23 protein-coding genes and 1 pseudogene are annotated in these 25,673 nt (G+C 63.1%); 8 read left to right on the top strand and 16 right to left on the bottom strand.

Annotated elements, in window-relative coordinates; all coding sequences use genetic code 11:
* The first annotated feature begins 315 nt into the window (after window positions 1-315).
* Window positions 316-900, top strand: a complete 585-nt coding sequence (locus IVA87_RS05350) for a DUF1349 domain-containing protein (RefSeq protein ID WP_247304522.1) — start codon at window positions 316-318, stop codon at window positions 898-900.
* A gap of 55 nt (window positions 901-955) precedes the next feature.
* On the opposite strand, the gene IVA87_RS05355 is transcribed toward IVA87_RS05350, so the two are convergent.
* Window positions 956-1,558 (bottom strand): TetR/AcrR family transcriptional regulator, encoded by a 603-nt coding sequence (locus IVA87_RS05355; RefSeq protein ID WP_247304524.1) that lies wholly within the window; start codon window positions 1,556-1,558, stop codon window positions 956-958.
* Window positions 1,559-1,755: 197 nt separating this feature from the next.
* Between IVA87_RS05355 and IVA87_RS05360 the strand changes: the two genes are divergently transcribed.
* On the top strand, window positions 1,756-3,006 hold the full coding sequence (locus tag IVA87_RS05360; RefSeq protein ID WP_247332958.1) for an efflux RND transporter periplasmic adaptor subunit: 1,251 nt from the start codon (window positions 1,756-1,758) through the stop codon (window positions 3,004-3,006).
* A gap of 164 nt (window positions 3,007-3,170) precedes the next feature.
* Window positions 3,171-6,359 (top strand): multidrug efflux RND transporter permease subunit, encoded by a 3,189-nt coding sequence (locus IVA87_RS05365; protein ID WP_247332959.1) that lies wholly within the window; start codon window positions 3,171-3,173, stop codon window positions 6,357-6,359.
* Between the two features lie 206 nt (window positions 6,360-6,565).
* Here the strand turns inward: IVA87_RS05365 and IVA87_RS05370 are convergent, their stop codons facing one another.
* From IVA87_RS05370 to IVA87_RS05390, 5 genes are all read right to left on the bottom strand, one after another.
* On the bottom strand, window positions 6,566-7,012 hold the full coding sequence (locus IVA87_RS05370) for a MaoC family dehydratase (RefSeq protein WP_247304530.1): 447 nt from the start codon (window positions 7,010-7,012) through the stop codon (window positions 6,566-6,568).
* A 434-nt stretch (window positions 7,013-7,446) separates the two neighbouring features.
* Window positions 7,447-7,869, bottom strand: coding sequence for a hypothetical protein (locus IVA87_RS05375; protein ID WP_247304533.1), 423 nt, complete (start codon window positions 7,867-7,869; stop codon window positions 7,447-7,449).
* A 12-nt stretch (window positions 7,870-7,881) separates the two neighbouring features.
* Entirely contained in the window at window positions 7,882-8,103 is a 222-nt protein-coding gene (locus IVA87_RS05380; protein WP_091888574.1) for a hypothetical protein, read from the bottom strand.
* Between the two features lie 110 nt (window positions 8,104-8,213).
* Window positions 8,214-9,032, bottom strand: coding sequence for a lytic murein transglycosylase (locus IVA87_RS05385; RefSeq protein WP_247304536.1), 819 nt, complete (start codon window positions 9,030-9,032; stop codon window positions 8,214-8,216).
* A 40-nt stretch (window positions 9,033-9,072) separates the two neighbouring features.
* Window positions 9,073-10,926, bottom strand: a complete 1,854-nt coding sequence (locus IVA87_RS05390; protein WP_247332960.1) for an NAD(P)/FAD-dependent oxidoreductase — start codon at window positions 10,924-10,926, stop codon at window positions 9,073-9,075.
* Window positions 10,927-11,104: 178 nt separating this feature from the next.
* Between IVA87_RS05390 and IVA87_RS05395 the strand changes: the two genes are divergently transcribed.
* Both IVA87_RS05395 and IVA87_RS35280 read left to right on the top strand, forming a co-directional pair.
* A complete protein-coding gene (locus tag IVA87_RS05395; RefSeq protein ID WP_247304542.1) occupies window positions 11,105-12,730 on the top strand; it encodes a long-chain fatty acid--CoA ligase in 1,626 nt (541 codons plus the stop codon).
* A gap of 251 nt (window positions 12,731-12,981) precedes the next feature.
* Window positions 12,982-13,157, top strand: a pseudogene (locus tag IVA87_RS35280) (acyl-CoA dehydrogenase); the annotation flags it as partial.
* A gap of 734 nt (window positions 13,158-13,891) precedes the next feature.
* Here the strand turns inward: IVA87_RS35280 and IVA87_RS05400 are convergent.
* The 5 genes from IVA87_RS05400 to IVA87_RS05420 all read right to left on the bottom strand — a co-directional run bounded on the left by IVA87_RS05400 (window position 13,892) and on the right by IVA87_RS05420 (window position 19,104).
* Window positions 13,892-14,800 carry an amino acid ABC transporter substrate-binding protein gene (locus tag IVA87_RS05400; protein WP_247304545.1) on the bottom strand — a complete coding sequence of 303 codons (909 nt, stop codon included), beginning with the start codon at window positions 14,798-14,800 and terminating at the stop codon, window positions 13,892-13,894.
* A 148-nt stretch (window positions 14,801-14,948) separates the two neighbouring features.
* Window positions 14,949-16,388, bottom strand: a complete 1,440-nt coding sequence (locus tag IVA87_RS05405) for an amidohydrolase family protein (RefSeq protein WP_247332965.1) — start codon at window positions 16,386-16,388, stop codon at window positions 14,949-14,951.
* Between the two features lie 17 nt (window positions 16,389-16,405).
* The gene (locus IVA87_RS05410) at window positions 16,406-17,431 is read right to left on the bottom strand and encodes an ABC transporter substrate-binding protein (RefSeq protein WP_247304547.1); all 1,026 of its coding nucleotides are present in this window, start codon (window positions 17,429-17,431) and stop codon (window positions 16,406-16,408) included.
* Between the two features lie 39 nt (window positions 17,432-17,470).
* Window positions 17,471-18,247 carry an ABC transporter permease gene (locus IVA87_RS05415; RefSeq protein WP_247276874.1) on the bottom strand — a complete coding sequence of 259 codons (777 nt, stop codon included), beginning with the start codon at window positions 18,245-18,247 and terminating at the stop codon, window positions 17,471-17,473.
* On the bottom strand, window positions 18,247-19,104 hold the full coding sequence (locus IVA87_RS05420; RefSeq protein WP_247304551.1) for an ABC transporter ATP-binding protein: 858 nt from the start codon (window positions 19,102-19,104) through the stop codon (window positions 18,247-18,249). The genes IVA87_RS05415 and IVA87_RS05420 overlap by 1 nt, the downstream gene beginning before the upstream one ends.
* 200 nt (window positions 19,105-19,304) lie before the next feature.
* Here IVA87_RS05420 and IVA87_RS05425 point away from each other — a divergent pair, with 200 nt between their 5' ends.
* The gene (locus tag IVA87_RS05425) at window positions 19,305-20,063 is read left to right on the top strand and encodes a GntR family transcriptional regulator (protein ID WP_247332961.1); all 759 of its coding nucleotides are present in this window, start codon (window positions 19,305-19,307) and stop codon (window positions 20,061-20,063) included.
* On the opposite strand, the gene IVA87_RS05430 is transcribed toward IVA87_RS05425, so the two are convergent.
* Window positions 20,060-20,476, bottom strand: a complete 417-nt coding sequence (locus IVA87_RS05430) for a nuclear transport factor 2 family protein (RefSeq protein ID WP_247304557.1) — start codon at window positions 20,474-20,476, stop codon at window positions 20,060-20,062. The genes IVA87_RS05425 and IVA87_RS05430 overlap by 4 nt on opposite strands.
* Before the next feature lie 151 nt (window positions 20,477-20,627).
* On the opposite strand from IVA87_RS05430, the gene IVA87_RS05435 reads away from it, so the two are divergent.
* Both IVA87_RS05435 and IVA87_RS05440 read left to right on the top strand, forming a co-directional pair.
* Complete coding sequence (locus tag IVA87_RS05435) at window positions 20,628-21,869, top strand: amidohydrolase family protein (protein WP_247304560.1); 1,242 nt, start codon at window positions 20,628-20,630, stop codon at window positions 21,867-21,869.
* 220 nt (window positions 21,870-22,089) lie between these two features.
* Entirely contained in the window at window positions 22,090-22,410 is a 321-nt protein-coding gene (locus IVA87_RS05440) for a hypothetical protein (protein ID WP_247304563.1), read from the top strand.
* Here the strand turns inward: IVA87_RS05440 and IVA87_RS05445 are convergent.
* The 4 genes from IVA87_RS05445 to IVA87_RS05460 are packed head-to-tail and all read right to left on the bottom strand — an operon-like array spanning window position 22,383 to window position 25,614.
* Window positions 22,383-23,333, bottom strand: a complete 951-nt coding sequence (locus IVA87_RS05445) for a DUF1932 domain-containing protein (protein ID WP_247304629.1) — start codon at window positions 23,331-23,333, stop codon at window positions 22,383-22,385. The genes IVA87_RS05440 and IVA87_RS05445 overlap by 28 nt on opposite strands.
* Window positions 23,330-24,199, bottom strand: a complete 870-nt coding sequence (locus IVA87_RS05450) for a hypothetical protein (protein ID WP_247304565.1) — start codon at window positions 24,197-24,199, stop codon at window positions 23,330-23,332. The genes IVA87_RS05445 and IVA87_RS05450 overlap by 4 nt, the downstream gene beginning before the upstream one ends.
* Window positions 24,200-24,220: 21 nt before the next feature.
* On the bottom strand, window positions 24,221-24,904 hold the full coding sequence (locus IVA87_RS05455) for a 4-carboxy-4-hydroxy-2-oxoadipate aldolase/oxaloacetate decarboxylase (protein ID WP_247304568.1): 684 nt from the start codon (window positions 24,902-24,904) through the stop codon (window positions 24,221-24,223).
* Window positions 24,901-25,614 (bottom strand): PIG-L deacetylase family protein, encoded by a 714-nt coding sequence (locus IVA87_RS05460; RefSeq protein ID WP_247304571.1) that lies wholly within the window; start codon window positions 25,612-25,614, stop codon window positions 24,901-24,903. Before IVA87_RS05460 ends, IVA87_RS05455 begins: the two co-directional genes overlap by 4 nt.
* Window positions 25,615-25,673: the final 59 nt, after the last annotated feature.

Consider the following 25,673-nt stretch of genomic DNA (forward strand, 5'->3'; position numbering starts at 1 on the left):
CTTCTGGACAAATATACAGCCTCCGCTCGCAATCGGCCGGCACGCACCCGCCTCACTCCGCTAACGAGTAATTCTTGCCCAGCCTCGTCGGGCAAAACAGGCGCAGACTTGCATGATCGCCGATCGTGAATCCGACATCGCGCGACGCCGTTAACGTTTCGGAAGGCATCGCGGCTTCGAACGCGCGCGCTTCGACGTCAGGCCAATTGTCGAAGGCGCGAGGCAGTGCATCCGCGCTCGATCTCGGTTTGCGCAACGCCACGCTTGTCCGGCAGATGGATTGAGTCCGGCAGGCGTCGGCAATCGAGGTTAGAGATGACTCTCCGCAGAGCTGACGGTGTGTGGCTCAATGAACCGGAACGATGGACGGCTGAGGGCGATAGCCTAAAGATCATCACTGACAAAGGCACCGACTTCTGGCGCGAAACCCACTACGGCTTTAATCGCGACAGCGGGCATTTCCTGGGCTTCCCGACCGGCGAAGCATTCACGGCCAGTTTACGCGTTCAGGGCGATTTCCAGGCGCTCTACGATCAGGCGGGCATCATGGTGCGCGTCGATGCGGAGCATTGGGTCAAGGCCGGGATCGAACTCTCGGACGGCCGCGCGATGCTCGCGAGCGTGTTAACCAACGAGCGATCGGACTGGGCCACGGCATCCTATGAGCATGATGCTGGCGATGTCTGGGTGCGCGCGACCGTCGCCAACGGCGTCCTTCGTTTGCAAGTTTCGGCCGACGGCAAGTACTGGCCCCTCATGCGGCTAGCACCGTTTCCGGCGGCGAGCTCTTATCTTGTGGGGCCGATGGCCTGCACACCGGAACGGGCGGGGCTAGAAGTCGTATTCTCGAGGTTTCATCTGACACCGCCGCTTGGAAAGGACCTACACGACCTGAGCTAATTGGCCGTTCTGCGATCTCAGATCGACGTTCACCACAAAGCCCTCCCGCTCGCCTCTACTCTCGCTCCGACTGCGCCTCGACCGCCTGTACGGCGACACTTGCCACCTGCCGCAGCGCCTCGCGCTCCGCGCCCGAGGACGCCATCACGCCCATGCCGACCGCGACGGCGGAGACGTAGCGCGCGAGCGCGGCGGGATCGGCGCTTTCCTTCAGATCACCTTCGGCTTTGGCCCGAACAAAACGGTCGTGGAGCTGGTCTTCGTTCTGGGCGCGGCGGGCGGCGAGCTCGAACGGGACGTTCTCGGAGCCCGTACCGCAGGCGATGCCGCCTTGCACCAGTAGGCAGCCGGGCGGATTCGCCGGATCGGTCTGCTTGTCGGCGATGCCCATCAGCATCCGCTCGGCGACGGCGCGGGCGGTGGGTGCCGCGACCACCTCGTCCATCCAGACGGCGCGCAATTTGGTGTAGCGGTCGAGCGCGGCCTTCAGCAGGCCTTCCTTGTTGCCGAAGCAGGCGTAGAGACTCGGCGGATTGATGCCCATGGCCTCGGTGAGCTGGGCAATGGTCGCGCCCTCATAGCCATGGCGCCAAAACACTTCCATCGCCTGATCCAACGCCATCTCGGCGTCGAACTCGCGGGGGCGTCCCATGCCCATGTGCCTGTCTCCTCGGAATGGCGTCCTGTAGCGGCCTAACGCCTGATCGTATCTATTTGTTCTGGCTTTCTTTTCTTGTGTCTTCCAATCGTCGCGGTATCGACGTACAATTTTCTTCGTGAATGAAACATAAGTATCTTGCACTGCGGCATCCAGCTCCACATCTGTAGTGAACACTACATATCTGGAGCGCGCAAATGCATCCCTCCCAAAATACCGCCCGCGCCGGCCGTTTCCGCCGCCTCCTCGGTGGAGTCGCCATCGTAGGCGCCCTCGCCGTCGCCGGCTCGATCGCGACCGGCCGCTACTTTCACGCGGCGCAAGCGACCGCACCCGCGGCCGCGGCCGCGGCCGAACAAGCCGTTCCCGTCACCGTCGCGATGATCGAGCCGCGGCAGACTGTGCTGTGGGACGATTTCTCCGGCCGGCTGGAGGCCATCCACCGTGTCGAGCTGCGCCCCCGCGTCGCGGGGGCGATCCTGTCGACCAATTTCACGGAAGGTGCGTTGGTGAAGGCCGGCGACGTGCTGTTCAAGATTGATCCGGCGCCTTACGCGGCAGAGGTCGACAAGGCCAACGCCCAGCTCGAAGCCGCCAAGGCGCGCGTTGTCTTCACCCAGAGCGAGCTCGAGCGCGGCGCGCAGCTGGTCGGCAACGCCGTGGTGACGCGGCGCGACTACGACCAGCGCGAGAATGCCAGTCGTGAAGCGATCGCCAACGTGAAGGCGGCCGAGGCAACGCTGCAGACCGCAAAGCTCAATCTCGGCTACACCGAGGTGCGCGCGCCTGTGGACGGCCGCGTCGGCAAGATCGAGGTCACGGTCGGCAATCTTGTCGCCGCCGGCACCGCCTCTCCCGTGCTGACCTCGCTGGTCTCGGTCAATCCCATCTACGCCTCGTTCGACGCGGACGAAGAGGTGGTGCTGCGCGCGCTGAATTCCATTGCAGACGGCTCCGGCCAACGCGGCAAGCTCGACCAGATCCCGGTGGAGATGACGACCTCCGGCGGCCTTTCGGCGAAGGGCCACATCCAGCTGATCGACAACCAGGTCAACGGTCAGAGCGGCACCATCCGGGTCCGCGCGGTTTTCCCCAACGAGGACGGCCGTCTCATCCCCGGCCAGTTTGCCCGGGTGCGCATGGGGCAACCGAAGCAGCAGACGCTGGTTATGATCGACGAGCGCGCGATCGGCACCGACCAGGACAAGAAGTTCGTGATGGCGGTCGGTGATGACAGCCGCGCGGTCTACCGGCCGGTCACGCTCGGCGGCGCCGTCGATGGGCTGCGCGTCGTCACCTCGGGCCTGAAGTCCGGCGACCGCGTCGTGGTCAATGGCTTGCAGCGCGTGCGTCCCGGCGCCCTGCTCAAGACGGAGGTGGCGACGATGGGCGCGCGAGGGCCGCAGCAGGCATCCAACCACAGCAACCAGGACGTGGTGCAACGCTAATACTTTCCGTCATCCCGGGGCGCGCGTAGCGCGAACCCGGGATCCAGCAGTTACGAACTCCGACCACTTCACCTCTGGATTCCGGGTTCGCTGGCTTCGCCCGCGCCCCGGAATGACGGCTGAGCTATGTGGATACGACCAAGACATTGCCCAGGGGCAAAGCCATGAATCTCTCGAAATTCTTCATCGATCGTCCTATTTTTGCCGGCGTATTGTCGGTCCTGATCTTCCTTGCCGGCCTGATCTCGCTGTTCGCGATGCCGATCTCGGAATATCCCGATGTCGTGCCCCCTTCCGTCGTGGTGCGCGCAACCTATCCCGGCGCCAACCCCAAGGTGATCGCGGAGACGGTGGCGACGCCGATCGAGGAGCAGATCAATGGCGTCGAGAACATGCTCTACATGTCGAGCCAGGCGACCACTGACGGCGCGATGACGCTGACGGTGACGTTCCGCCTCGGCACCGACCCCGACAAGGCGACCCAGTTGGTGCAGAACCGCGTGCAGCAGGCCGAACCGCGTCTGCCCGCCGTCGTGCGCCAGCTCGGCATCATCACCAAGAAGTCGTCGCCCGATCTCACCATGGTCGTGCACCTGTTCTCGCCGAACGGCCGTTACGACATGACGTATTTGCGCAATTACGCGGTGCTCAACGTCAAGGACCGGCTTGCGCGGATTGACGGCGTTGGCGACGTGCAGCTCTATGGTGCCGGCGATTATTCGATGCGGGTCTGGGTAGATCCGCAGAAGGCCGCCGAGCATGGCCTGACTGCGAGCGACATCGTGAGGGCGATCCAGGCGCAGAACGTCGAGGCCGCGGCCGGCGTCGTCGGCTCCTCCCCGAACGTCAAGGGCATCGATCTCCAGCTCTCCGTCAATGCCGAAGGGCGGCTCGCGAACGAAGAGCAGTTCGGCGACATCGTGGTCAAGACTGGCGCGCGTGGTGAAGTGGTGCGCTTACGCGACGTCGCTCGCATCGAGCTTGGCGCGTCCGAATACGGCCTGCGCTCCCTGCTCGACAACAAGCAGGCGGTCGCGATCCCGATCTTCCAGGCGCCGGGCTCCAACGCGCTTGAGATCTCCGATCACGTCCGCGCCACCATGGCCGAGATCAAGAAGAACATGCCCGAGGGCGTGTCCTATCAGATCGTCTACGACCCGACCCAGTTCGTGCGCTCGTCGATCGAGGCCGTCATCCACACGCTGCTGGAGGCCATTGCGCTGGTGGTGCTGGTCGTGATCCTGTTCCTCCAGACTTGGCGCGCCTCGATCATCCCGCTTCTGGCCGTGCCGGTGTCGATCGTCGGCACCTTCGCAGTGATGCACGTGTTCGGCTTCTCCATCAACGCGCTCAGCCTGTTTGGCCTGGTGCTCGCGATCGGCATCGTCGTCGACGACGCCATCGTCGTGGTCGAGAACGTCGAGCGCAATATCGAGGCCGGGCTGTCGCCGCGCGATGCCACCTATCAGGCGATGCGTGAGGTCTCCGGCCCGATCATCGCGATCGCGCTGGTGTTGGTCGCGGTGTTCGTGCCGCTCGCCTTCATCTCCGGCCTGACCGGGCAGTTCTACAAGCAGTTCGCGTTGACGATCGCGATCTCGACCGTGATCTCCGCGGTCAACTCGCTGACACTGTCCCCGGCCTTATCGGCGCTGCTGCTGAAAGGCCATAACGAACCGAAAGACAAGCTGACGCTAATCCTCGAAAAGACGCTCGGCTGGTTCTTCCGCGGCTTCAACAAGGCTTTTACGCGCTCCTCGGAGAATTACAGCGGCAGCGTCACCAGAGTGATCTCGGGCAAGGCCGCGGTGATGGGCCTCTACGTGGTCCTGGTCGGCCTCACCGCCCTCTTGTTTCAGCAGGTGCCGAGCGGCTTCGTGCCGGGCCAGGACAAGCAATATCTGGTCGGCTTCGCCCGCCTGCCCGATGGCGCCACCCTCGACCGCACCGAAGAGGTGATCCGCAAGATGAGTGACATCGCGCTGACCCAGCCCGGTGTCGAGAGCTCGGTCGCCTTCCCGGGCCTGTCGATCTCCGGCTTCACCAACTCCTCCAACGCCGGGATCGTGTTCTCGACCCTCAAGCCGTTCGACGAGCGCAAGGACCCTTCGCTCAGCGGCCCCGCCATCGCGGCCGAGCTGAACAAGAAATATGCGGGGATTCAGGAAGCCTTTATCGCCATGTTCCCGCCGCCGCCGGTCAATGGTCTCGGCACCATCGGCGGCTTCAAGCTCCAGATCGAGGACCGTGCCGGTCTCGGCTATGAGGCGCTGAACGAGGCGACCAAGGCGTTCATGGCGGCGATGCAGAAGGCCCCGGAGATCGCCGGCGTGTTCTCGAGCTTCCAGGTCAACGTGCCCCAGCTGTTCGCCGACATCGACCGCACCAAGGCGCTCCAATTGGGCGTGCCCGTGACGGAGGTGTTCAACACGCTTCAGATTTACCTCGGTTCCTACTACGTCAACGACTTCAACAAGTTCGGCCGCACTTATTCCGTCCGCGTGCAGGCTGACGCGCCGTTCCGCGCTCGCGCCGACGACATCAGGCAGTTGAAGGTGCGCTCGTCCTCGGGCGACATGGTGCCGTTGTCGGCGCTGCTCACGATCCGCCAGAGCGCGGGGCCGGAGCGCGCGATCCGCTACAACGGCTTCCTGTCCTCCGACATCAATGCGGCCGCCGCTCCCGGCTTCTCCTCCGGCCAGGCGCAGGAGGCGGCGACGAGGATCGCCGCGGAGGTGCTGCCGCCGGGCTTTGCCTTCGAATGGACCGATCTGACTTATCAGGAGTTCATCGCCGGCAATTCCGGCATCTGGGTGTTTCCGCTGGCCATCCTGCTGGTGTTCCTGGTGCTGGCCGCACTCTATGAGAGCCTGACCTTGCCGCTCTCGATCATCATGATCGTGCCGATGGGCCTGCTGGCCGCGATGTTCGGGGTCTGGGTTTCGAAGGGCGACAACAACGTCTTCACCCAGATCGGCCTGATCGTCCTCGTGGGACTCTCGGCCAAGAACGCGATCCTGATCGTCGAATTCGCGCGCGAGCTCGAGTTCGCAGGCCGCACGCCGATCCGCGCCGCGATCGAAGCGAGCCGGCTACGGCTGCGCCCGATCCTGATGACGTCGATGGCGTTCATCATGGGCGTGCTGCCGCTGGTGCTCTCCACCGGCGCGGGCTCGGAGATGCGGCGCGCCATGGGCGTTGCCGTGTTCTCCGGCATGATCGGCGTCACCGTGTTCGGCCTGTTCTTGACGCCGGTGTTCTATGTGCTGCTGCGCACCGTCACCGGCATGAAGCCGCTGACGCATCACGGCAGCGACACCAGCGCGGCGCCGGTTCAGGGTTTAGGGCACTAGATCAACGAAATCCTGATACCAGCAACAGAACGAGCACGGTCTTGCGAAAGACCGTCTCGTTGACGCGGTGGACGCGATCCCTCGAACCAAGCCGGCAGGCTGATCGCGAAATCGACGAAGACCTTCCCCGGGGCCGAGGTGACCACCTTGCCGGCCGCCCGCAAGCATCTCCGGCGCGGCGTGGGTCAATGGTGACGCCGGCGACCTCAGCTCCGCCGCGGCACGATCGCGATCGGGGTGAAGGTGTAAACCTCCTCATCGTTCTGATTGAACATCGTCCACTTCACCAACGCGATGCCCTGCGGCTTCGACTTCGAAGGCGTCAGGCTCATGACCTCCCCGATCAGATGGAGGCGGTCGTTGGGCCGCACCGGCATCGTCCAGCGCAGGCCATCGACGCCCGCGCCGATGAGCGGATGCGGGCCAAAGGGTCGGGTCTGGATCGCAAGATTCATGGCAATTGCGGCGGTGTGCCATCCCGAGGCAGCGAGCCCCCTGAACAGGGTCTCCTTGGCGGCCTCGTGGTCGAGATGCATCGGCTGCGGATCAAATTCGGCAGCGAACCGCTTGATGTCGGCCTCGGTGACCTCGACCTCGGGGGATCTGAACCGCATTCCGACGGAGAGATCGTCGAACCATTCGACCTGCGCCATGATTTTGCCTCGCAATCCGATGCACCGCCTGCGAAGTCGCGGCCCAAAGGCTTGAGCAATAGCGGGACCGCAGCGCACAAACCGGCCCCGGGGTTCCGGCGAAACCCCTTTCCCGATGCGACGAAACACGCCTGAAACAGATGGCCGGTTAAGTGGTTGTCAAAATAAATACAGGGACGGCCACCATGCAATTCCTCTTCGACCTGATCTACGAATATTCATGCTGCCAGAATCTCGTCGCCCAGCCGCTGGGGGAGGACGTGCTATGATCGAGCTGATCTCTGCCCTGCTTGCCCTTTGCAGTGTTGGCGTCTTTGCTGCGCATGCGCTGGATGCCTACCGCACCACGCACTCCTGACCGACGTCGTCAAGCTTACTTCACCTCGCCGCGTTGGGGCGAGGTGAGCATCAGGCGCATCCATGTCCTTCCGGCGCTAGAATGGGCGCCGGTAGAAGTGCTCCGAATGCGTTGCCGGCGGAAACCGATTGGCGAGCGCAAGCGCTCCCCTTTCGTCGGTCTCAAGGGCGATCTTCTGCGCCAGCATCACGTCGCCGGGGACGAGGAAGCCTGACGGAACGAAGCACCATCCCATGGTCGCTCGGCCTTCACCGTCGATTTCGTGGACGTTGGCGGCAGTGCCGTAATGAATGCGATAGATCTTGCCGGTGTCGCAGCCGACGACGTCGAAATACCGGTGCTCCTCGAATTGCGCCCGTTGTGCGGGCGACAGCCATTCGGAGAGCAGCCGGCGGCCACGGGCATCCGGCGTGTTCTCGCCGAAGAAGCGCCGATAGAGTTCACGCAGCGCATGCAGACGCGCACGCGCCGGCGCGCGGAGCCAAACTGCCGCAATCATGAGCAGCTCAGATCAACCGCCAACCAGGCGCGGATAGAATAGCGTTTCTTCCGCGGTCGGGTCGAACGATCTGATTCGGGTGACCTCGCCGGGCCCGGTTCGCAGCGCCGCAGTGAAGCCGGCTCCGGTCAGCTCCCGAAAGCGCCGTTCGGCTCGCGCCAGCGCTTCGGCATTGCCAGGATCAAACTCGTGGCGTGTATCGCCGGTCTGGTCCATCACGATCTGGGTTGCCATATTGAGTCTCCTCATGCCCACCCCTGAACCTGATCAAAGCAAACCTCGTGCCCTCAGTTCCTGATGGCAACAACTTTCTCGCATCGACGCATCACGCCTTGCTGAACGGCTTAGCGCAATGCTGCCGCCCCTCCTCCCTCATCGATCTGCCGGCCCATCAGCGCGATCGCTTTCTGATAGACGCCGGCAGCATTCCAGGCTTGGATGGCGGCGAAGTTCGGCTCGCCCGGCTGGTAACGGGCTCCTGCGCGCCAACCATGGGCTTTGAGGAAATTCGCCGTCGAATTCAGTGCGTTGGCAGCCACCTCTAGATTGCCGGTGCCATAGGCCAGGATGTTCTTGGGCATGAACTGGGTCTGGCCGACCTCGCCATGCATGGAGCCCCGGGTCGATCCCGAGAGCGTGCCGCGGTCGATCAGCTTCAAGGCGGCATAGAGCTGATCGGTGAAGAATTCGGGACGGCGGCAGTCATAGGCGAGGGTCGCGATCGACGACAGCATGTTCTGGTTGCCGCGCTGGCTGCCGAAACCGGTCTCCATGCCCCATATCGCGATCAGCGGCCCGGGCGGCACCCCGTAGCGCTGCTGGATCGAGGCGAACAAGGCGGCCTGCGACTGCTTGAGCTGCCTGCCTTTGGCAACGATGGCGGCGGCGCCGCGCTTGGCAAGGAACTGGTCGAGCGTCAGGGAAAAACTGCGCTGGCCGCGATCGGCCGCGATGGTGGCGCTGGCATAATTGGTCTGCATTAAGGCCGAAAGCGCGGTGGGGCCGATGCCTTTGCCCTGCGCCTCCTGACTGAACTCGCGCTTCCAGGCCTCGAAGCCCGCCGGCGAGCTGCCGCATTGCGCGGCCTTGACCGCAGGTGCCAGGCAACCAAGCAGCACCATCGCGCCAAAAGCCGCCCCCGCAACAGCCCTGCCCCTGATCATATCCGCTATCTCCCGTCCTGTACCGATCTGCGGCGCAATCTTACCCACTCGGAGGCGCCGACTCCATGGCGCGATCATAGGACAAGTCCAGCCCGGCCAGATTACCCTCCTTCCGCCATGTGTCGAGCAGCCGCAGGAATGCCATCGGCCCGCGCCAATATTGGCTGTTTCTTGCCGCGATCGGATCGAACACGCCTTCATTGTTGTAGTAGCCGGGCGTGCATTCGGCGAGATAGGTCTGCCGGCCGAGCGCAGCCTTGACGACTTCGTCGACCCAGGCCTTCTCGGCGGCGAGCGTCGGCTCCAGGGTTCGCGCTTTGCGCCTGCGCACTTCTGCGATCACATAGGCAATGTGCTGCGACTGCTCGTCGATGATGTGCGGAAAATTGGCGCTCTGACCGGCCTGCACCGTGACGATCAGGAAACAATTCGGGAAGCCGCGGCTATAGAAGCCGTGCAGCGTCTTGACGCCGTCGCGCCAGCGCTCGGACAGGCTGACGCCATCGCGGCCATAGACCTCAAAACCCATGCGGCGGGCGTAATCAGTGCCGACTTCGAAGCCGCTGGCATAGATCAGGCAATCGAGCTCATAGGCCTTACCGTCGACCACGACCGCATTCTCGGTGATGCACTCGACGCCCTGCCCTTTGGTGTCGACGAGATGCACGTTGGGACGATTGAAGGTGTCGAGATATTCGTCGTGGAAGCACGGCCGCTTGCAGAACGCCTTGTACCAGGGTTTGAGCGCCGCCGCGGCCGCCTCATCCTGCACGATCGTATCGACGCGGGCGCGGATCTCCTCCATCTTGCGGTAGTCGGCCTGCTCGATCACCCTGAGTGCCTCTTCCAGCGAGGTCACCGGCTGGGGCTGGCGGCGCGGCGCCAGCAGGATCTCGCCGAGCAGCCCGGTCCAACCATCCTGCACCAGATCCCGCTCGACCGGTTCGCCGGAGATGACCGCGGTGAAATTGTCCATGCGCTCGCGCTGCCAACCGGGCTTGAGGCTTTGCGGCCAGGCTTGATCCGTCGGACGGTCATCGCGAACGCCGATCGCGGACGGTGTGCGCTGGAAAACGTAAAGCGCCTTTGCCGAGCGCCCGAGATGCGGCACGCATTGCACGGCGGTTGCGCCGGTGCCGATGATCCCGACGCGCTTGTCGGCAAGGCCGGTGAGATCGCCCTCTGCAGTGCCGCCAGTATACGCGTAGTCCCAGCGGCTGGTGTGAAAGCTGTGGCCTTTGAACGTCTCGATGCCGGGAATGCCGGGCAGCTTCGGCCGGCTCAGCGGACCGCCGGCGAGAATGACGAAGCGCGCGCAGATGCGATCGCCACGATCAGTCTCGACCAACCAGCGCGCCTCCTGCTCCTGCCATTCCATCCGTGAGATGATCGTCTGAAACAGCGCACGCGCGTAGAGATCAAAATGACGACCGATACGGCGGGAGTGCTCGTAGATCTCCGGAGCGCGCGCGTATTTGCGCACCGGCATGTAGCCGGTCTCCTCCAGGAGCGGCAGGTAGATGTAGCTTTCGGTATCGCAAGCAGCTCCGGGGTAGCGATTCCAGTACCAGGTGCCGCCGAAATCGGCGGCCTTTTCCACGATCCGGAAATCGTCAACGCCGGCCTCGCGAAGGCGCGCACCGCACAAGAGGCCGCCGAAGCCGCCACCGACGACGAGAACTTCGGTCGCTTCGCTGACAGGTGCGCGTGCGAGGCAGGGATCGGCCCAGGGATCGTCGAGATAGCGAGCGAAATCGCCGGTCACCTCGACATATTGTGCCTTGCCTTCGCTGCGCAAACGACGGTCGCGCTCGTCGCGATAGCGCGCACGGAGGGCGGAGATATCGACGCTAGATTCCTCCGCTGCACCGGTCTTGTGTTTTTCCGCTGACATTCGTCTCCTCCACGGCAAACACCACTTCGCCGGCCGTTCGCTTGAAGTTAGCCCTGAAAAAGTGCGGCATGCAATCACGCGCGTTCTTTTCTGCGTGAACGTCGCGCGGCGTTCCGTTAACCTCGCGCGCAATCACACGCGTAGGCCATGCAACGACGTGGCTGTGGAGGAGGAGACCATGCAGGGGTTGATGATGGACATGCCGCTCCTGATCAGCGGCCTGATCCAGTATGCCGCCGACTACCACGGCGAGGCCGAGATCGTCGCGCGCGAGATCGAAGGCGACATCCATCGTTACACCTATGCTGATGCCCATCCGCGCATCAAGCGCATGGCACTGGGCTTGAAGCGGCTCGGCATGAAGAAGGGCGACCGCGTCGGCACGCTGGCCTGGAACACGCACCGCCATTTCGAGATGTTCTATGCCGCGCCGGGCATGGGCTATGTGCTGCACACCGTCAACCCACGGCTGTTTCCGGAACAGCTCGTCTACATCATCAATCACGCCGAAGACCGCCTGCTGTTCATCGACCGTGCCACGCTGCCGATCGTCGAGGCGATCGCGCCGCAACTCTCGACGATCGAGGCCTACGTCGTGATGTCCTCGCGCGAACGGATGCCGGAGACGAAGCTGCCGAACCTCAATTGCTATGAAGAGCTTCTGGACAAGGAAAACGAAGCCGGCTTCGCCTGGCCCGAGTTCGACGAAAAGTCCGCCTCCACCATCTGCTACACGTCGGGCACGACCGGCAATCCCAAAGGCGTGATCTATTCGCACCGCGCCGCGATCTTGCAGACCATGACCTGCTGCAGTTTCGACTTTCTGCCGGGCCATGTCGAAGGCGTGCGCGAGGTGATGATGCCGATGGCGCCGCTGTTTCACGGCAATGGCTGGAACATGCCGTTCACCGCGCCCTATACCGGCTCCAAGCTGGTGCTGCCCGGCCGCAACTACGAGCCCGACAAGCTCTATGAGTTGCTCGAAGGCGAGAAAGTGACGCTGTCGGCCGGCGTGCCGAGCTTCTGGCTAATCCTGCTCGACTGGCTCGGGCGCACCGGCAACAAATTCTCGGCGCTGCGCGCAACGTTGTCGTCGGGTTCGGCGCCGCCGCGCGCGATGGTCGAGAAGCTCAAGCACGACTACAATATCGACTACGTTCAGGCCTGGGGCATGACCGAGGCCCTGGGCTGCTCGATGCCGGGCCTGCGGCCGGGCTCGGAGCACCTCAGCGAGAAGGAGAAGTTCGACCGGCGCCAGGTGTCCGGCCGCGCCTGCTTCGGCACCGCCTTGCGCATCGTCGATGATGCCGGAAATGAATTGCCGCGCGACGGCAAGACCGTCGGCCATCTGCGCGCCCGCGGCCCCTGGGTCGCCTCCGGCTACATGAAGCTCGACGAAGGCCTCGACCGCGACGGCTGGCTGATCACCGGCGACATGGCGGTGATCGACAGTCAAGGCCATGTCACGTTGACCGATCGCTCCAAGGACGTGATCAAGTCCGGCGGCGAATGGATCTCCTCAATCCAGCTCGAGGACGTCGCCTTGTCTCATCCCGATGTGCTTCAGGCCGCCGTGGTCGCGATATCGCACGAGAAGTGGCAGGAGCGCCCCCTGCTCCTCGTCGTTCGCAAGAAGGGCGCGAACGTCGACGGCAAGGCCCTGCTCGACCACATGCGCCCGAAGATTGCGAGCTGGTGGCTGCCGGACGCAGTCGAATTTTTGGACGAATTCCCGATGACCGGCACCGGCAAGGTGCTCAAATCCGCGCTGCGCGAAAAGTTCAGGGAATACCGCGTCGCTTGAAGCGCGATCAGGCCTGGGTTCGTTCCGTGCGCGGCCTTCACCTTTTGGTCAATCCTCGGACGATATATCGGGGTGTCGCTCGGCGGGCTGCCGGGCGTCACGGAGGCGAAATACCTGATTGCAGGACGACATCGCCTCGGTCGCGTTCTGGTACCAGACGTTGCCGACCGCGTCTTTCCCGAAGCTTCCGGGGCCCGATTAGCTGGAAATCGGCTGATCCAGCCGATGTCCACCGATCAAGGAGACGAAAGATGCTCCACCCGATGTCGCCAAAAGTCGTCGAGCTCAAGCGCAAGCTCGAGAGCTTCATGGACCGGCACATCTACCGAATGAGGAGCGCTTCTATCGCGAGGCCGAAGAACTTGGACCGTGGAAGGTCTATCCCGTCGTCGAGGAGCTGAAGCCGCCGGCGCGCACCGAGGGTCTAAGCATGGGGATCGCAGTCTAATCGACGCTTGACGGTTCCTGGATGGATGCAGATGCGCGCTGCTTCGAAATTCCTTCGAGTATCGCTCCGAAGATTATGATCGGCAGATAGAACGCAAGCATGATCGTATTCCTCCTGCTGTGACAACCTTGACCTGCAGGTCAAGTTCCTCGAATTGACACTGGTCGCTTGCAGAGCTAGCGACCCGAACCGCCGCGAATTTCAGGAACGCATCGCATCAATCGCATGAGCGATCAGAACGACTGCGCTCGCGGCAATGAGAAACGCAAACAACCAACTCACGTCCGCCTCCAATCCCGGAAGTGAACGCGCTCATCCATGCACAGTCAAAAGCCATCGGCCTGGAACCGCTATTCAGCGGCTCGCTGATGCCTCGCAGCAACAAGTGCATCCGCTGTCGGCCCTATCGGCAGAATGCCAAAAGGAGCAACGTGCCGACGACGCAGGCTGCTAGGACTAAAAACCAAACGCCCATACAGCTTCTCCGACTCACATACGCCAATCAGGATTAGCCCTACGATTTGGCATTGAAACGCTTGTTGCTGGTTTTCCCCAAGCCAAGCGTGATCCATCTGCTCGCTGCGTTAGTCCAATACCTCCACCGTCGCGGAACGTCGCGAATATCAGCGCTCGCTGGCGAGCGGCGCGCTGATCCTCAGCCCGGCGCACTGTCTTCACCTCTCCTTACAGGAGAGGCGAAAGCCGCCCTCGCCTCAGTTCACCACGTAAACATCAGGATCGGCGCTCGAGCTCGGCTTGTTGAAGGCGTTGCGCAAGGCCGGTGACATCGGAACGTTGTAGTTGAGTCCGTTCGGTGGCGTTGGCGATTGCAGCCATTTCTTGTAGAGCACCTCGATCTCGGGGCTTGCATAAAGCTCCGCGGTGGCGCGATCGGCGAGTGCCTTGAACGGCGCATCCTCCCGCCGCAGCATGATGCCGTAAGGCTCCGGTTTCGAGAACGCCTCCTCGCTGATCATGTAGAGCTGCGGCTCCTTCGACCGCGCGATCGCAACCGCGAGCTGGACGTCATCGAGTGCGTAGGCCTGGGCGCGGTCAGTCTCCAGCAGCAGGAAGGCCTCGGCCTGGTCCTTCGCCGGCATCACGTTGATGCCGAGATTGCGCTCGGTATTGACCTTGGCGAGCTGCGTCAGGTTGACCGATCCGGCCACTGCGGTGACGGCCTTGCCCTTCAGATCGTCGATCGTGTTGATCTTCGCGGCCTTCTTCGCCGCGAACCGCGTTGCGCTGAGGAAATGCGTGTTGGTGAAGGCGACCTGTTTCTGGCGATCGGCATTGTTGGTGGTCGCCGAACAATGCAGATCGAGCGTGCCGTTGACCATCAGCGGAATCCGATTCGACGACGTCACCGCGAGAGTGTCGACGGCGATGTCGGGCATGCCGAGCTGCCGTTTCGCGGCGTCGACGATCCTGAGACAGATATCCATGGCAAAGCCGACCGGCTTCTGGTTGCCGTCGAGATAGCTGAACGGGACCGAGGCCTCCTGATAGCCCAGCGTGATCTTCTTCGTCTCCTTGATCTTCTGGAGCGTGCCCGACAGGTCTTCGGCTGAAGCTGCGGCTGCAACACATGTGACGGCCAGGAGAATAGTCGGTAGACGCATCGGGGGCTCCTCAAGGGATCATCAACTGCGCCGGCGCGCAATCATACAAGGTGATAGCCCAGAGCTGGAACGATCACCAGATCGGGTGCCGCCTACCAGCTATCGCGCTTTTCGATGTACCGCAGCGCCAGGGAGGCGTCATGCCCCTCTATCCGCAGGTGAGCTGCTGCTCGAACCAGCCGGACAGTCGCTCCGACAACGGCAGCCACGTCCGCTGGAAGTTCGCGAACTTTCCGAGATTGGCGCGGTACATGCCCCGCAGTTCCTCTTCGATCACCGGCAGATCGACGCCGGTGCAGGCGCCATCCCTCACGATTGTCCTGCCGGCGACGACGACCTCATTGACGAGCGACGCGTTGCCTCGTGCAAACAGCAGTACCATGGGATCGACGGGCATGATCTGGTCACGATCGAGCCGGTCGAGATCAATCACGACGTAGTCGGCGGGATTGCCGGTGGCCAACTCGCCACTTCCGGGCGCGCCGGTCGCACGGCGGCCGTTGCGAATGGCGAGAGCAAACATCTCGGCCGGTGTCCAAGTCTGCTTGAATCCGAGGCCGCCATGAACCATCTGCACCAGCCGCATCTCACGCAGGATATCATCATCCTCGTCCAGCGCCAGCCCGTCGATGCCGACCGCAATGGCGCAGCCGCATTTATGGGCGGCGGCAATCGGCGCAAGCCCCGAGCGCAGATGCATGTTCGAGCTGAAATTGGTGACGATGCGCGCGCCGGACGCCGCGATCATCTCCAGCTCATCCGGCCGGGCGTAGATGCAGTGCGCCAGAGTCAGCCGTTCCGAGAGAAAGCCAACGTCGCGCAGCCAGCACACCATATCCGGGAAGTGCTGATCAACCCAGGCGCGCTGGTACACGGTTTCCAGGAGATGCATATGGATGCGACGGCCGGTCCGCGCCGAATTTTCCGCCACCGCCTCCAGCAGCGGCTTCGAGCACCATTGCACGCCGGCGGGCCCGAGCTGGACGTCCACCATCGGGCCGGCGATGGCAGCGGCAATCGCTTCGGTCAGCTCGATATAGGCCCGCGGTGACATTGGTGCGCGGACGAAGAGATCTTCGACGGTCTTGCGACCTTCCTTGGAGAGACCCGAGAGCACCGGTTCGGCATCGCCATAGACGATCGGGTTCTGGTCGCGCACCGCCATTGCAAAAGCCATGCGGACGCCGACGTCTGATGCTGCTCTTGCAATCGCCTTGGCTTCATCCAGCAGGGGCATCATCCCGCTCGGACGGGTGTAATGCACCATCACGGCCGCGCAACCCGCGTTGGCCGACCGAGCCAGTGCGGACGCCGCGGTCAAATATGGATCGACCGGCGTGCCGAGTGCAGTCCGCAGGATCCAGCTTTCCAGAGGCATGCCGACGGCGCCGAAGAATGACGCAGTGGCGCGGGCGTGGTCGTGGGCGTTGACGAAGGCGGGAATGACGAAGGAGCGCCGGCCCCTGGCGGTCCCCGCTCCTTCCGAGACATCCGTGATCGTCCCACCGTCGTGCCGGAGCACGACATTGTCGCCAACGCCGCGGTCAGGACCACGAAACAGGCTGGACGCCGAGATTTCCGCGGCTATCACCGTCTCTCCAAGGATCAGTTGGCCGTATACACCAACTCCCGCTCCGCGCGCGGCGGCAGGAATTCGCGTGAGAACACCTCTGCCGGCGTCGGCGCGCGGGCGAGTTGATAACCCTCGACCACGATGGCGATGGCGCGCGTCATGCGGTCATCCTTGATGTCGCCGATGCCGATTTCCTTCATCTCGGGCGACACGATCAGCTTCTCGAACGAATATTGCAGCCGGCGCTTCTCGACATCCGCATTGATGAGATTGTCGTAGTTGAGCGCCGCCTTCATGCCGCCGTTCTGGTCCTTGGCCACCGCGATCGCGCCTTTGTTGATGGCTCGCACGAGGCTCGCGACAGCCTTCGGATTCGAGGCGATCAGCTTGCGCGACACCATCACGCCGTTGGAATAGAGATCGAGGCCGTACTCACCGAAGGAGAACCACTTGAAATCCTTGTCCGGGTCCTGGCGGTTGAGCACGAGGTTGAAGTAGCTGGTGATATTGAAGACGAGCGCTGCGTCGATGTCGCCCTTGATCAGCATCGGCTCCTGGAGGTTCGGCGCCATATTGGAAATCTTGATCTTCTCGCCATCGAGCCCGTTCTTGCGGGTGAATACCGGTATCAGCCGCGTCGTCGGCGTGCCCTGCGCGCCTCCGAGCGTGCGGCCCTCGAAATCCTTGATGGTGTTGATGCCGCTTGATTTCTTGGCGACGATCGCGAACGGCGGCTGGTTCCACATCATGTAGACCATGATCGGCGCCTCCTGCGGCTTGGTCGAGGCGTTCTGGATAATGGCGTTGACGTCGCCGAAGCCGGCGTCATAAGCGCCCGACATGACACGCGTGACGGTGGCACCGGAGCCCTCGCCCTGGTCGATGACGACGTTGAGGCCTTCCTCTTTGAAGTAACCGTTGTCCTTGGCGTAGAAGAACGCGGCATCGCTGCCTTGCGTCTTCCAGCCCAGCGTGAACTTGATCGTGGTGTCTTCGGCCGTGGCGACGCCAGCGGATAGGGCCAATCCCAGCAGCGCGACGATTACGTTTCTCAACATCGAGATCTCCTCAAGCTCCGTTGCGTGACGATTTGAAAATCAGGTGGCGATCACGTCGTTCTTGCGCGTGGCCCAGCCGGTGACCCGCCCTTCAATCAGCGAGAACACGGCGTAGAGCGCGACGCCGAGCCCGGCGAGCACGAACAGCCCGGCGAACACCAGCGGCACGTTGAAATTGGAGGACGCGGTCATCATGACGTTGCCAATGCCGCGGTTGGAGGCGACCGTCTCCGACAGAACCGCGCCGACGAAGGCGTAGGAGATCGCGACTTTCAACGATGCGAAGAAGAACGGCATGGTCCGGGGCAGACCGACGTTCCAGAGAATGTCGAACTTGCTGGCGCCGAGCGCCTTCAGGACGTCCTCGAGCTCGGGCTCGGTGGTTGCCAGGCCCGTGGCAATGTTGACAACGATCGGGAAGAAGCAGATCGACAGCGCGGTCAGCACCGCGGGCACCGTGCCGGAGCCGAACCACAGCACGAAGATTGGCACCACCGCGACCTTGGGGATCGAGGAGAAGCCGATCAGGAGCGGATAGCAGGTGTCATAGGCCGTCTTGGAGACGCCGATGACGGCGCCGAGGGCGACACCGAGCGCAACGCCGAGGACGAAGCCGAACATGGTGGTGGCCAGCGTCTGCACAATGTGCGGCCACAGCACCGGGAAACGCTGAAACAGGGTCACGAACACCTGCGAGGGCCGCGGCAGCACCAGGTCGGACATGCCGGTCATCAGGCAGAACAGCTCCCAGGCGACGAAGAACAGCACGATCAGTCCCGCCGACCACGCCTTCTGCCTGACATCGATCCCGAACATCAGCCTGCCCCCTGCTCAGCCGCACTGCGCGTATCCTCGATGAAAGCGCGCAGCTTCTGGTTCAACGCGACGAAATCCGGCTCGAAGGTCATGGCGACCTTGCGCGGCCGCGCGAATTCGACCCGGCTGTCGTCGAGGATGCGGCCGGGACGCGCGCTCATCACGCAGATGCGGCTCGCAAGAAAGCCGGCTTCACGCAAATCGTGCGTGACCAGCAGTACCGTCGGCTTGCGCGTCATCCAGAGATTCTGGAGGATCGTCCACAGCTCCTCGCGGGTGAACTGGTCGAGTGCGCCGAAGGGCTCATCCAGCAGCAGCATGCGCGGCTCGTGGATCAGTGCGCGGCAGAGATTGGCGCGCTGGAGCATGCCGCCGGAGAGCTGCCAGGGGTAACGATTGCCGAAGCCTTTGAGGCCAACCTGCTCCAGCAGCGCGTTGGCCTTGTCGCGGAATTCGGTCTTGCGCAGCTTGCGGAAATTGGAGCGGAACGGCTCGACGATCTTCAGCGGCAGCATGATGTTTCGCTCGATCGTCATCCACGGAAGCATGGTCGGATTCTGGAAAGCCATGCCGACCCGCATCGCCCGCGCTGCCACCTCGCGGCCGCCGACAATGACGACGCCGCTGGTCGGCTGCACCAGGCCGCTGACGAGACGTAAGATGGTCGATTTGCCGCATCCCGACGGGCCGACCAGCGCGACAAACTCGCCGTCGGCGATCCGGAGCGTCGTCTTCGACAGCGCGGACACGGCCCGGTCGCCGCGCCCGAAGGTCACGGCGGTCTCGGACAGCTGGATGGCGACCAGACCGAAGCCGTCAGGAAGAGGCTGCCGGTCAAATTTGGCGTTGGGTTGCATGCGCATCACACCCAAAGTGTATGCAAGCTAGATGCCAGTCGCCGACGTCCGCAGAATATTAAGCAACTTACCGAACAGCGTACCAAAATTGCGGTTCCGATTTAGGCAATCGCGACACCAAACTGCATGCAATTGAAACGCTGGATCGGCGCAGGGTGTGCTAAGGAGAGGGCTGCGACCCACTCCGAAGGATTCGCCGAATGGCGGCGCGCCCCACCAGCAAGACTTCTGAATCATCTGACAAGGTCGGCGTGATCTGCCGCGCACTGCGGCGCGCGATCATCGAGCAGGCGCTCGAACCCGGCGCAAAGCTGCCTGAGGATTCGCTTGGCGAGCGCTTTGGCGTCAGCCGCACCATTGCCCGCCACGCGCTGGGACAGCTTGCCGCCGAAGGCCTTGTCGAGCTGCGCCGCAACCGGATCGCGGTGGTGGCGACGCCGAGCTGGCAGGAGGCGCGAGATGCCTTTGACATCCGCATCCAGCTCGAGCGGCTCGTGGTCCGCCAGCTCGCGGGCAAGCTGACCAAAAGCCAGATCGCCGAGCTGAACGCGCATGTCGATGCCGAGGACCGGGCGCGCGGCGGCACGGATGCGGTCTCGATTCGGCTCGCCACCGAATTTCACATCCTGCTTGCGCACATGACGAACAGCCCGATCCTGGTGCGCTATGTCAGCGAGGTCGCCTATCGCTGCTGCCTGACGCTGTCGCTGTACAGCCGACCGCATTCGACGGAATGCGCGATCAACGAGCACCGCGCCATCATTGCTGCGCTCGCCAAAGGCGACGAAGCCAAGGTGATGGAATTGATGCACCATCACCTCGATTCGGTAGCCAATCGGGCATTAGTCGCCCCTGCCCCGCTGCGCGGCCGCGACCTCCTCGACATTCTCGCGCCCTATGCCGACGAGGTGGCGAGCGACCGCGTCGTCAAGCTGCCGAAAATCGCGCGCAGGAGTTAGGCCTCGATCCCGCGCTGGACCAGAATGCGCTCGGCGCTGTCGTTCCAGACGTCCATCTTGACGATCTGCCCGCTCTTGACGACGAAGCGATCGACATAGCGATTGCCCTCGAACGGCGTGCCGTCCATCCACTCGCCATAGAGCGTGCCAACGCTGTAGACGATCGTCTCGTCCGCACCGGGACAGACATCGAAGCGGTCCATCTTCTTTTTCACCCAGCGATACCGCTTGGCGTTGAAAGCTGTCGGCCCGCGCGGATGATCGAACTCACGTCCGCCGGTGAATGTGATCACCGTGCCCGGCTTCATATAGGTCGCGGCGGCGTCGGGGTCGGGTTTCATTGAGGCCGTCAAATAGGCCTCGACGATCTTGGCATCGGTCATCGGCAGTTCGGCTTTTGCAAAGGCGGACATGGCGGGTTCTCCGGGGTGTCGACATCTTACAGCTCGCGCCCTGAACTGCATGCATATTTTTTGAACAGTTTAGCGCCAAAATTGCACACAATTCGGTACTGCCCGCCTCGGCAGCTTCCGCTAGGCTCTGACAGCAAAATCCGACGAAGCCATGATCACCCAGTCCGCCTTCGACCTGATCTTTCGTAACGCGCTGTTGCGATCATCCGCCGCGCCCGTCGATATCGGCGTGAAAGGCGGGCGTATTGCCACGATCGAGCCAAAGCTCGCCTGCGACGCGCCCGAGGTCGATATCGGCGGCCGCCTTGCCCTGCCCGGATTCGTCGATACCCACATCCATCTCGACAAAGCATGCCTGCTCGGCCGCTGTGGGCACGATCACGGCAGTGTTTCGGACGCTATCCGCGCCGTGGCCGCGATGAAGCGCGATTTCACCGTCGAGGACGTCTATGCCCGCGGCGCCTGGGTACTCGAGCGCGCGATCGTGCACGGCACGACGCGCATGCGCACTCATGTCGAGATCGATCCGCGCATCGCCTTGCGCGGCTTCGAGGCGGTTAAGGCGCTGAAGCGCGACTATGCCTGGGCGATCGACCTGTCGCTCTGCGTCTTCCCGCAGGAAGGCCTGACCAACGACCCCGGAGCTGAGGAGTTGCTCATCCAGGCGCTGCGCGATGGCGGCGAGGTGATCGGCGGCTGTCCCTATATGGACACCGACCCGAACGCCCATCTCGAACGCATCTTCGATCTCGCCGAGACGTTCGACGCCGATGTCGATCTCCATCTCGATTTCGATCTCGATCCCTCTTGGTGGCATCTCGACGAGGTCTGCCGCCAGACCGAACGGCGCAAGTATGGGGGACGCGTCGCAATCGGCCACGCCACAAAGCTCTCGGCACTGCCGCCGCAACGGATGAAGGCGGCCACCGCGCAGCTGGCGGCATCAGGCGTTGCGGTGACCGTGCTGCCCGCGACCGATCTCTATTTGATGGGACGGCAGGCCACCCACAATGCGCCGCGCGGGCTGACGCTCGCCCACAAGCTGGCCGACAATGGAGTGGTGTGCTCGGTTGCCACCAACAACGTCCTCAATCCGTTCACACCGTTCGGTGACGCTTCGCTGCTGCGGATGGCAAACTTCTATGCCAACGTCGCCCACGCCGCCGTGAGCGATTTCGACACCTGCCTCGATCTCGTGACTGAGCTGCCGGCGCGGCTGATGAACCTTGGCGATTACGGCATCAAGGTCGGCAACCCCGCCGACCTCGTCGTGCTCGATACGCAAGACAGCCGCTTCGTCATCGCGGAGTTGCCTGACTTGGTGATGGGCTTCAAGGCTGGCCGACAGACATTTGAGCGGCAGCGGCCGAATCTGCTTCGCCCCCAGAGCTGATGTCGCGACACCGCAGAGTCGCTCCGTCCACGGCAAGGCCGGTCCGCAGCGGTACGATTGTCGGGAAACGGCCCTGATTACTGGCTGCTTCCGTTCAATGTTACCGCTGACTCAATTCGGTAGAATCCCGGACCGTAACTCCACGCATTGCGAGGCCCGCCGCGCCGGTCATAACTAGGACTCGGACCGATCATTTGCGTGCGATCGGGAAAGTATCGATATGTTCAGCGCATTCAGCAGCATCGACCATCATTCCAAGCAGACCGGAACGCCCACCGACGCGGCGGTGAAGCGGCTCGACGGCATCGGCCACGTTCTTTCGGATCTCGATATTTCGGGGATCCGGACGCAGGATGATGTCAACCGGACGCTCTGGACGCTCGACGCCGCCGACAAATGCGTTCGCGCGGTGCTGGCCGAATTCCGCACGCAACCGGCCACGGAGCAACTCGCCCTCAAGTCCAGGAATCTGATTGACCTGATCGAACGCGCCCGCGACCAGGTCGTGAGCTTTCAGCTCCGTGGAACGATCTTGAGCTGATTATTTGCGCGATTGATCTTCGCGAGGATCCGATCCGCCTCGGTGCGCCAGTCAGCGCTACGGGCGAACTCCCTGGTGCCCTTGGTGCCGAACAGCCCTTCATCGGCGAGATCGGCCACCCAGGCCTGCCGCTCGGCGGTGCCCTGCGCGGACCAGGGCGTCAGTCCCGCCTCGCGCACGGTTTCGGCGACCTCCCGTACCTCCTCGGCGCGGCGGCGGCCGTGCTCGATCACACGCTGGAAGAAATAGGCGCCCTGCTTCTCCCAGTCGATCGCGGGGAAAGTTTCCGTAAGCGATGCCAGCACGGCATCTTCCACGCCATAGGCTCGCGCCGTGGTGAAGCTTTCGATGACCATGGCTTCCAGGCCCTTGATCATGATGCTGCGGCACATCTTCACCGCGGAGGACACGCCGAGCTTGTCGCTGGCAACCTTCGCCAAGAATCCGATCGCATTCAGGAGCGGCTCGAGTTCTCTCGCGCCCGCGCCGCCGAGCAGCAGCGGCACCTTGATGCGATACGGCGGCACCGAAGTCATCACTGCGCCTTCGACATAGCGACCGGCAGCGCCATCGATCAGTGCAGCAGCGCGCTGCTTGGCGCCCGGTGAAGCCGAATTGAAGTCCAGGAACCAGGTGCCTTGGTTGATCGCGCCTGCGCAGGCTTTTGCCACCGGAACAGCCTGGCTGGCCGTGACCGCGGAGATGATGAAATCGGACTTCGCGGTCAGCTCGGCATGAGAGCCTGCGAGCACCACGCCGAATTTCGCGGCATGCTCCTCCAGTGAAGCGCTCTGCTCGCCTCCGAGCTTGATGTCGTAGGCAGATACCTTGATGTCCTGCTGGCGCAAATCCTCGGCCAAGATCCTGCCGACCTCGCCATAGCCAACCAGCCCGACCTGCCATCGCCTCGGATCCGCCATCAGTTCAGCCCTCGTGTCGTTTCGTCAAAGAGCTCCTCGACCGCGTAGCGGCGCGGAATCAGCGCCTGCTGGAACGCGTAATCGACGATCAGTTCCAATGGTTTCCTGTTCGCTTCGATGCCAAATGGAATGAGATCCGGCAAGGCCGCAGGTCCCACCTGCTCCTTGTTCCGCTTGAGCAGATCATAAACGCCTACGACGATATCGGGACGCGATTTGGCGAGTTGCTCGGTCATGACCACGAGATGATTGACCGGCACGACGCCGCGCCGGGCATACCATTTGGCGGCTTCCGCGGCCGGATCGGGGAATAGCGGCTTCAGCTTGGGATCGACCGAGCTCTCGCCAAGCACCGCGTCTAGCTCGCCGTCGACCAGCATCTGGAGAATCTTCTTGTCTTTCGGGGCGCGCTCGGTGATGTCGACATATTCGGCGACATGCGGATCCTCGAACGTCACCCACCGGATCTTGTCGAGCTTGACGCCGTAGTCGTTGGCGAGAATGCCCCTGATCCAAGCGCCGGTCGTCGTTGTGAAGGACCGAATGCCCACGCACTTGCCTTCGAGGTCGGACGGGCCGAGCGTTCCTCGCGCGGGATTGTACAGCGCGTAGGCATGCTGGAAGCGGCCGAGAATGGTGGCCGGCAGCAGCACCAGCGGCTTGCCGTGCGCCTTCGCCATCAGATAGGTCACGATGGCCATCTCGCAGACATCGAAGGCCTGCCCGCGCACCATCGGCTTGAACGCGGTGTTGGTCGGGCTGTACTCGATGAACTCGAGATCGAACAGGTCGGAGCGGAGCGCGCCGCTCTTCACCGCCTGGACATGGGGATGACTGCCGAGCACGGCCTTCAGCTTGAGACGATCCATCCGCCCGCTCCTGCCGTTGCCTCAAACGTCCTCGGGATTGTCGACATAGACGAGCCCGGCTTTGGCCAGAGCCTCGCGCATGCTGTACATGTCGAGACCGAGTTCGCCCGAGGCGAGACGCTTGCGCTTGCCGCCTTCCTCGGCATTGCGCTTTCTCGCCTTCTCGGCGACTTCGGGCGCGTACCGCTTCGGCACCACGACGACGCCGTCGTCGTCAGCCACGATGATGTCACCGGGATCGACATTGACGCCGGCGCAGACCACGGGGACATTGACCGAGCCGAGCGTCGCCTTCACCGTGCCCTTGGCCGAGACTGCGCGCGACCACACCGGAAACTTCATCTCATGCAGCGCTCTGACATCGCGGCAGCCGGCATCGATGATCAATCCCTGCACGCCGCGCGCCCTAAGCGAGGTCGCCAGCAATTCGCCGAACATGCCGTCAGTATTGTCGGTGGTGCAGCCGACGACGAGGATGTCGCCCTTCCTGCACTGCTCCACCGCGACATGGATCATCCAATTGTCGCCGGGCTGCGCCAGCACGGTGACCGCGGGACCCGCAATCGCCGCGCCCGCCCAGACCGGCCGCAAATATGGCTTCATCAGGCCGGTGCGACCATAGGCTTCATGTACGGTCGAAACGCCGTATTCCGCCATGCCGGCGGGATCGGCACGCTTGATGTTGCGAACGACGACCGGTTTCATGCGAGTTCCTCCGCGACGGTCGGAAACAGACGCTGATAGGCCTCGCCATAGGTCATGGGCACGCCGGTGTTGCGGCTGCCCTGGATGCCTCGGTTGAGCGCGACGCGCTCGTAATAGCCCCACAGATGCTTTTGCGCGGCCAGGATCTGGAACGCCTCGTACTTCTCCTTCCAGACCTCGTCGATCTTGAGGAGCAGGTCCGGCTTGTAGTTGCACTGCTCCGGCTGGTGTGGCTCGAACAGGAACACCGGCGGCGCCGAGTATTTGTACTGCGCGCCGGGCTTATGGCCCATCGCCTGCGCGACCACGCGGGTCTCCTGCGCGAAATGCGCAGCGTTGGGATGGTCGAAATTATAGGGGTCCTCCAGCGCGTGCGTCAGCACGAAGTTCGGATTGAGCTCGCGGTAGATGTCGACCATGCGATCAAAATGCGCTTCGGTGAGCTTCAGCGGATAATCGCCGCAGTCGAAGAACTCGATCTCGGCACCTAACAGCTTTGCCGCCCGCTCCGCCTCGTCCTTGCGGCCGGCCTTGACCGATTCCAGCGTCGCCCCCCTCTCCTTCCAGGCGAACTGGCTCTCGCCGCGCTCGCCAAAGGACATGCAAACGATCTTCATGCGATAGCCCTTCTTCGCATGCAGCGCGATGGCGCCGCCGGCGCGCCAGACGAAATCGCCGGGATGGGCGGTGATCACGAGACCAGTTTTCATCGGACAAACTCCCCTTTTTCGTTTGTACGCATCATAGGCCGTCTGCCCCAGGCAGGAAG

The organism is Bradyrhizobium sp. 147 (assembly GCF_023073935.1).
Lineage (GTDB): Bacteria > Pseudomonadota > Alphaproteobacteria > Rhizobiales > Xanthobacteraceae > Bradyrhizobium.

Coding starts and splice junctions, on each gene's coding strand:
- IVA87_RS05350 (WP_247304522.1), top strand. CDS start 316: ATGACTCTCCGCAGAGCTGACGGTGTGTGGCTCAATGAACCGGAACGA.
- IVA87_RS05355 (WP_247304524.1), bottom strand. CDS start 1,558: ATGGGCATGGGACGCCCCCGCGAGTTCGACGCCGAGATGGCGTTGGAT.
- IVA87_RS05360 (WP_247332958.1), top strand. CDS start 1,756: ATGCATCCCTCCCAAAATACCGCCCGCGCCGGCCGTTTCCGCCGCCTC.
- IVA87_RS05365 (WP_247332959.1), top strand. CDS start 3,171: ATGAATCTCTCGAAATTCTTCATCGATCGTCCTATTTTTGCCGGCGTA.
- IVA87_RS05370 (WP_247304530.1), bottom strand. CDS start 7,012: ATGGCGCAGGTCGAATGGTTCGACGATCTCTCCGTCGGAATGCGGTTC.
- IVA87_RS05375 (WP_247304533.1), bottom strand. CDS start 7,869: ATGATTGCGGCAGTTTGGCTCCGCGCGCCGGCGCGTGCGCGTCTGCAT.
- IVA87_RS05380 (WP_091888574.1), bottom strand. CDS start 8,103: ATGGCAACCCAGATCGTGATGGACCAGACCGGCGATACACGCCACGAG.
- IVA87_RS05385 (WP_247304536.1), bottom strand. CDS start 9,032: ATGATCAGGGGCAGGGCTGTTGCGGGGGCGGCTTTTGGCGCGATGGTG.
- IVA87_RS05390 (WP_247332960.1), bottom strand. CDS start 10,926: ATGTCAGCGGAAAAACACAAGACCGGTGCAGCGGAGGAATCTAGCGTC.
- IVA87_RS05395 (WP_247304542.1), top strand. CDS start 11,105: ATGCAGGGGTTGATGATGGACATGCCGCTCCTGATCAGCGGCCTGATC.
- IVA87_RS05400 (WP_247304545.1), bottom strand. CDS start 14,800: ATGCGTCTACCGACTATTCTCCTGGCCGTCACATGTGTTGCAGCCGCA.
- IVA87_RS05410 (WP_247304547.1), bottom strand. CDS start 17,431: ATGTTGAGAAACGTAATCGTCGCGCTGCTGGGATTGGCCCTATCCGCT.
- IVA87_RS05415 (WP_247276874.1), bottom strand. CDS start 18,247: ATGTTCGGGATCGATGTCAGGCAGAAGGCGTGGTCGGCGGGACTGATC.
- IVA87_RS05420 (WP_247304551.1), bottom strand. CDS start 19,104: ATGCAACCCAACGCCAAATTTGACCGGCAGCCTCTTCCTGACGGCTTC.
- IVA87_RS05425 (WP_247332961.1), top strand. CDS start 19,305: ATGGCGGCGCGCCCCACCAGCAAGACTTCTGAATCATCTGACAAGGTC.
- IVA87_RS05430 (WP_247304557.1), bottom strand. CDS start 20,476: ATGTCCGCCTTTGCAAAAGCCGAACTGCCGATGACCGATGCCAAGATC.
- IVA87_RS05435 (WP_247304560.1), top strand. CDS start 20,628: ATGATCACCCAGTCCGCCTTCGACCTGATCTTTCGTAACGCGCTGTTG.
- IVA87_RS05440 (WP_247304563.1), top strand. CDS start 22,090: ATGTTCAGCGCATTCAGCAGCATCGACCATCATTCCAAGCAGACCGGA.
- IVA87_RS05450 (WP_247304565.1), bottom strand. CDS start 24,199: ATGGATCGTCTCAAGCTGAAGGCCGTGCTCGGCAGTCATCCCCATGTC.
- IVA87_RS05455 (WP_247304568.1), bottom strand. CDS start 24,904: ATGAAACCGGTCGTCGTTCGCAACATCAAGCGTGCCGATCCCGCCGGC.
- IVA87_RS05460 (WP_247304571.1), bottom strand. CDS start 25,614: ATGAAAACTGGTCTCGTGATCACCGCCCATCCCGGCGATTTCGTCTGG.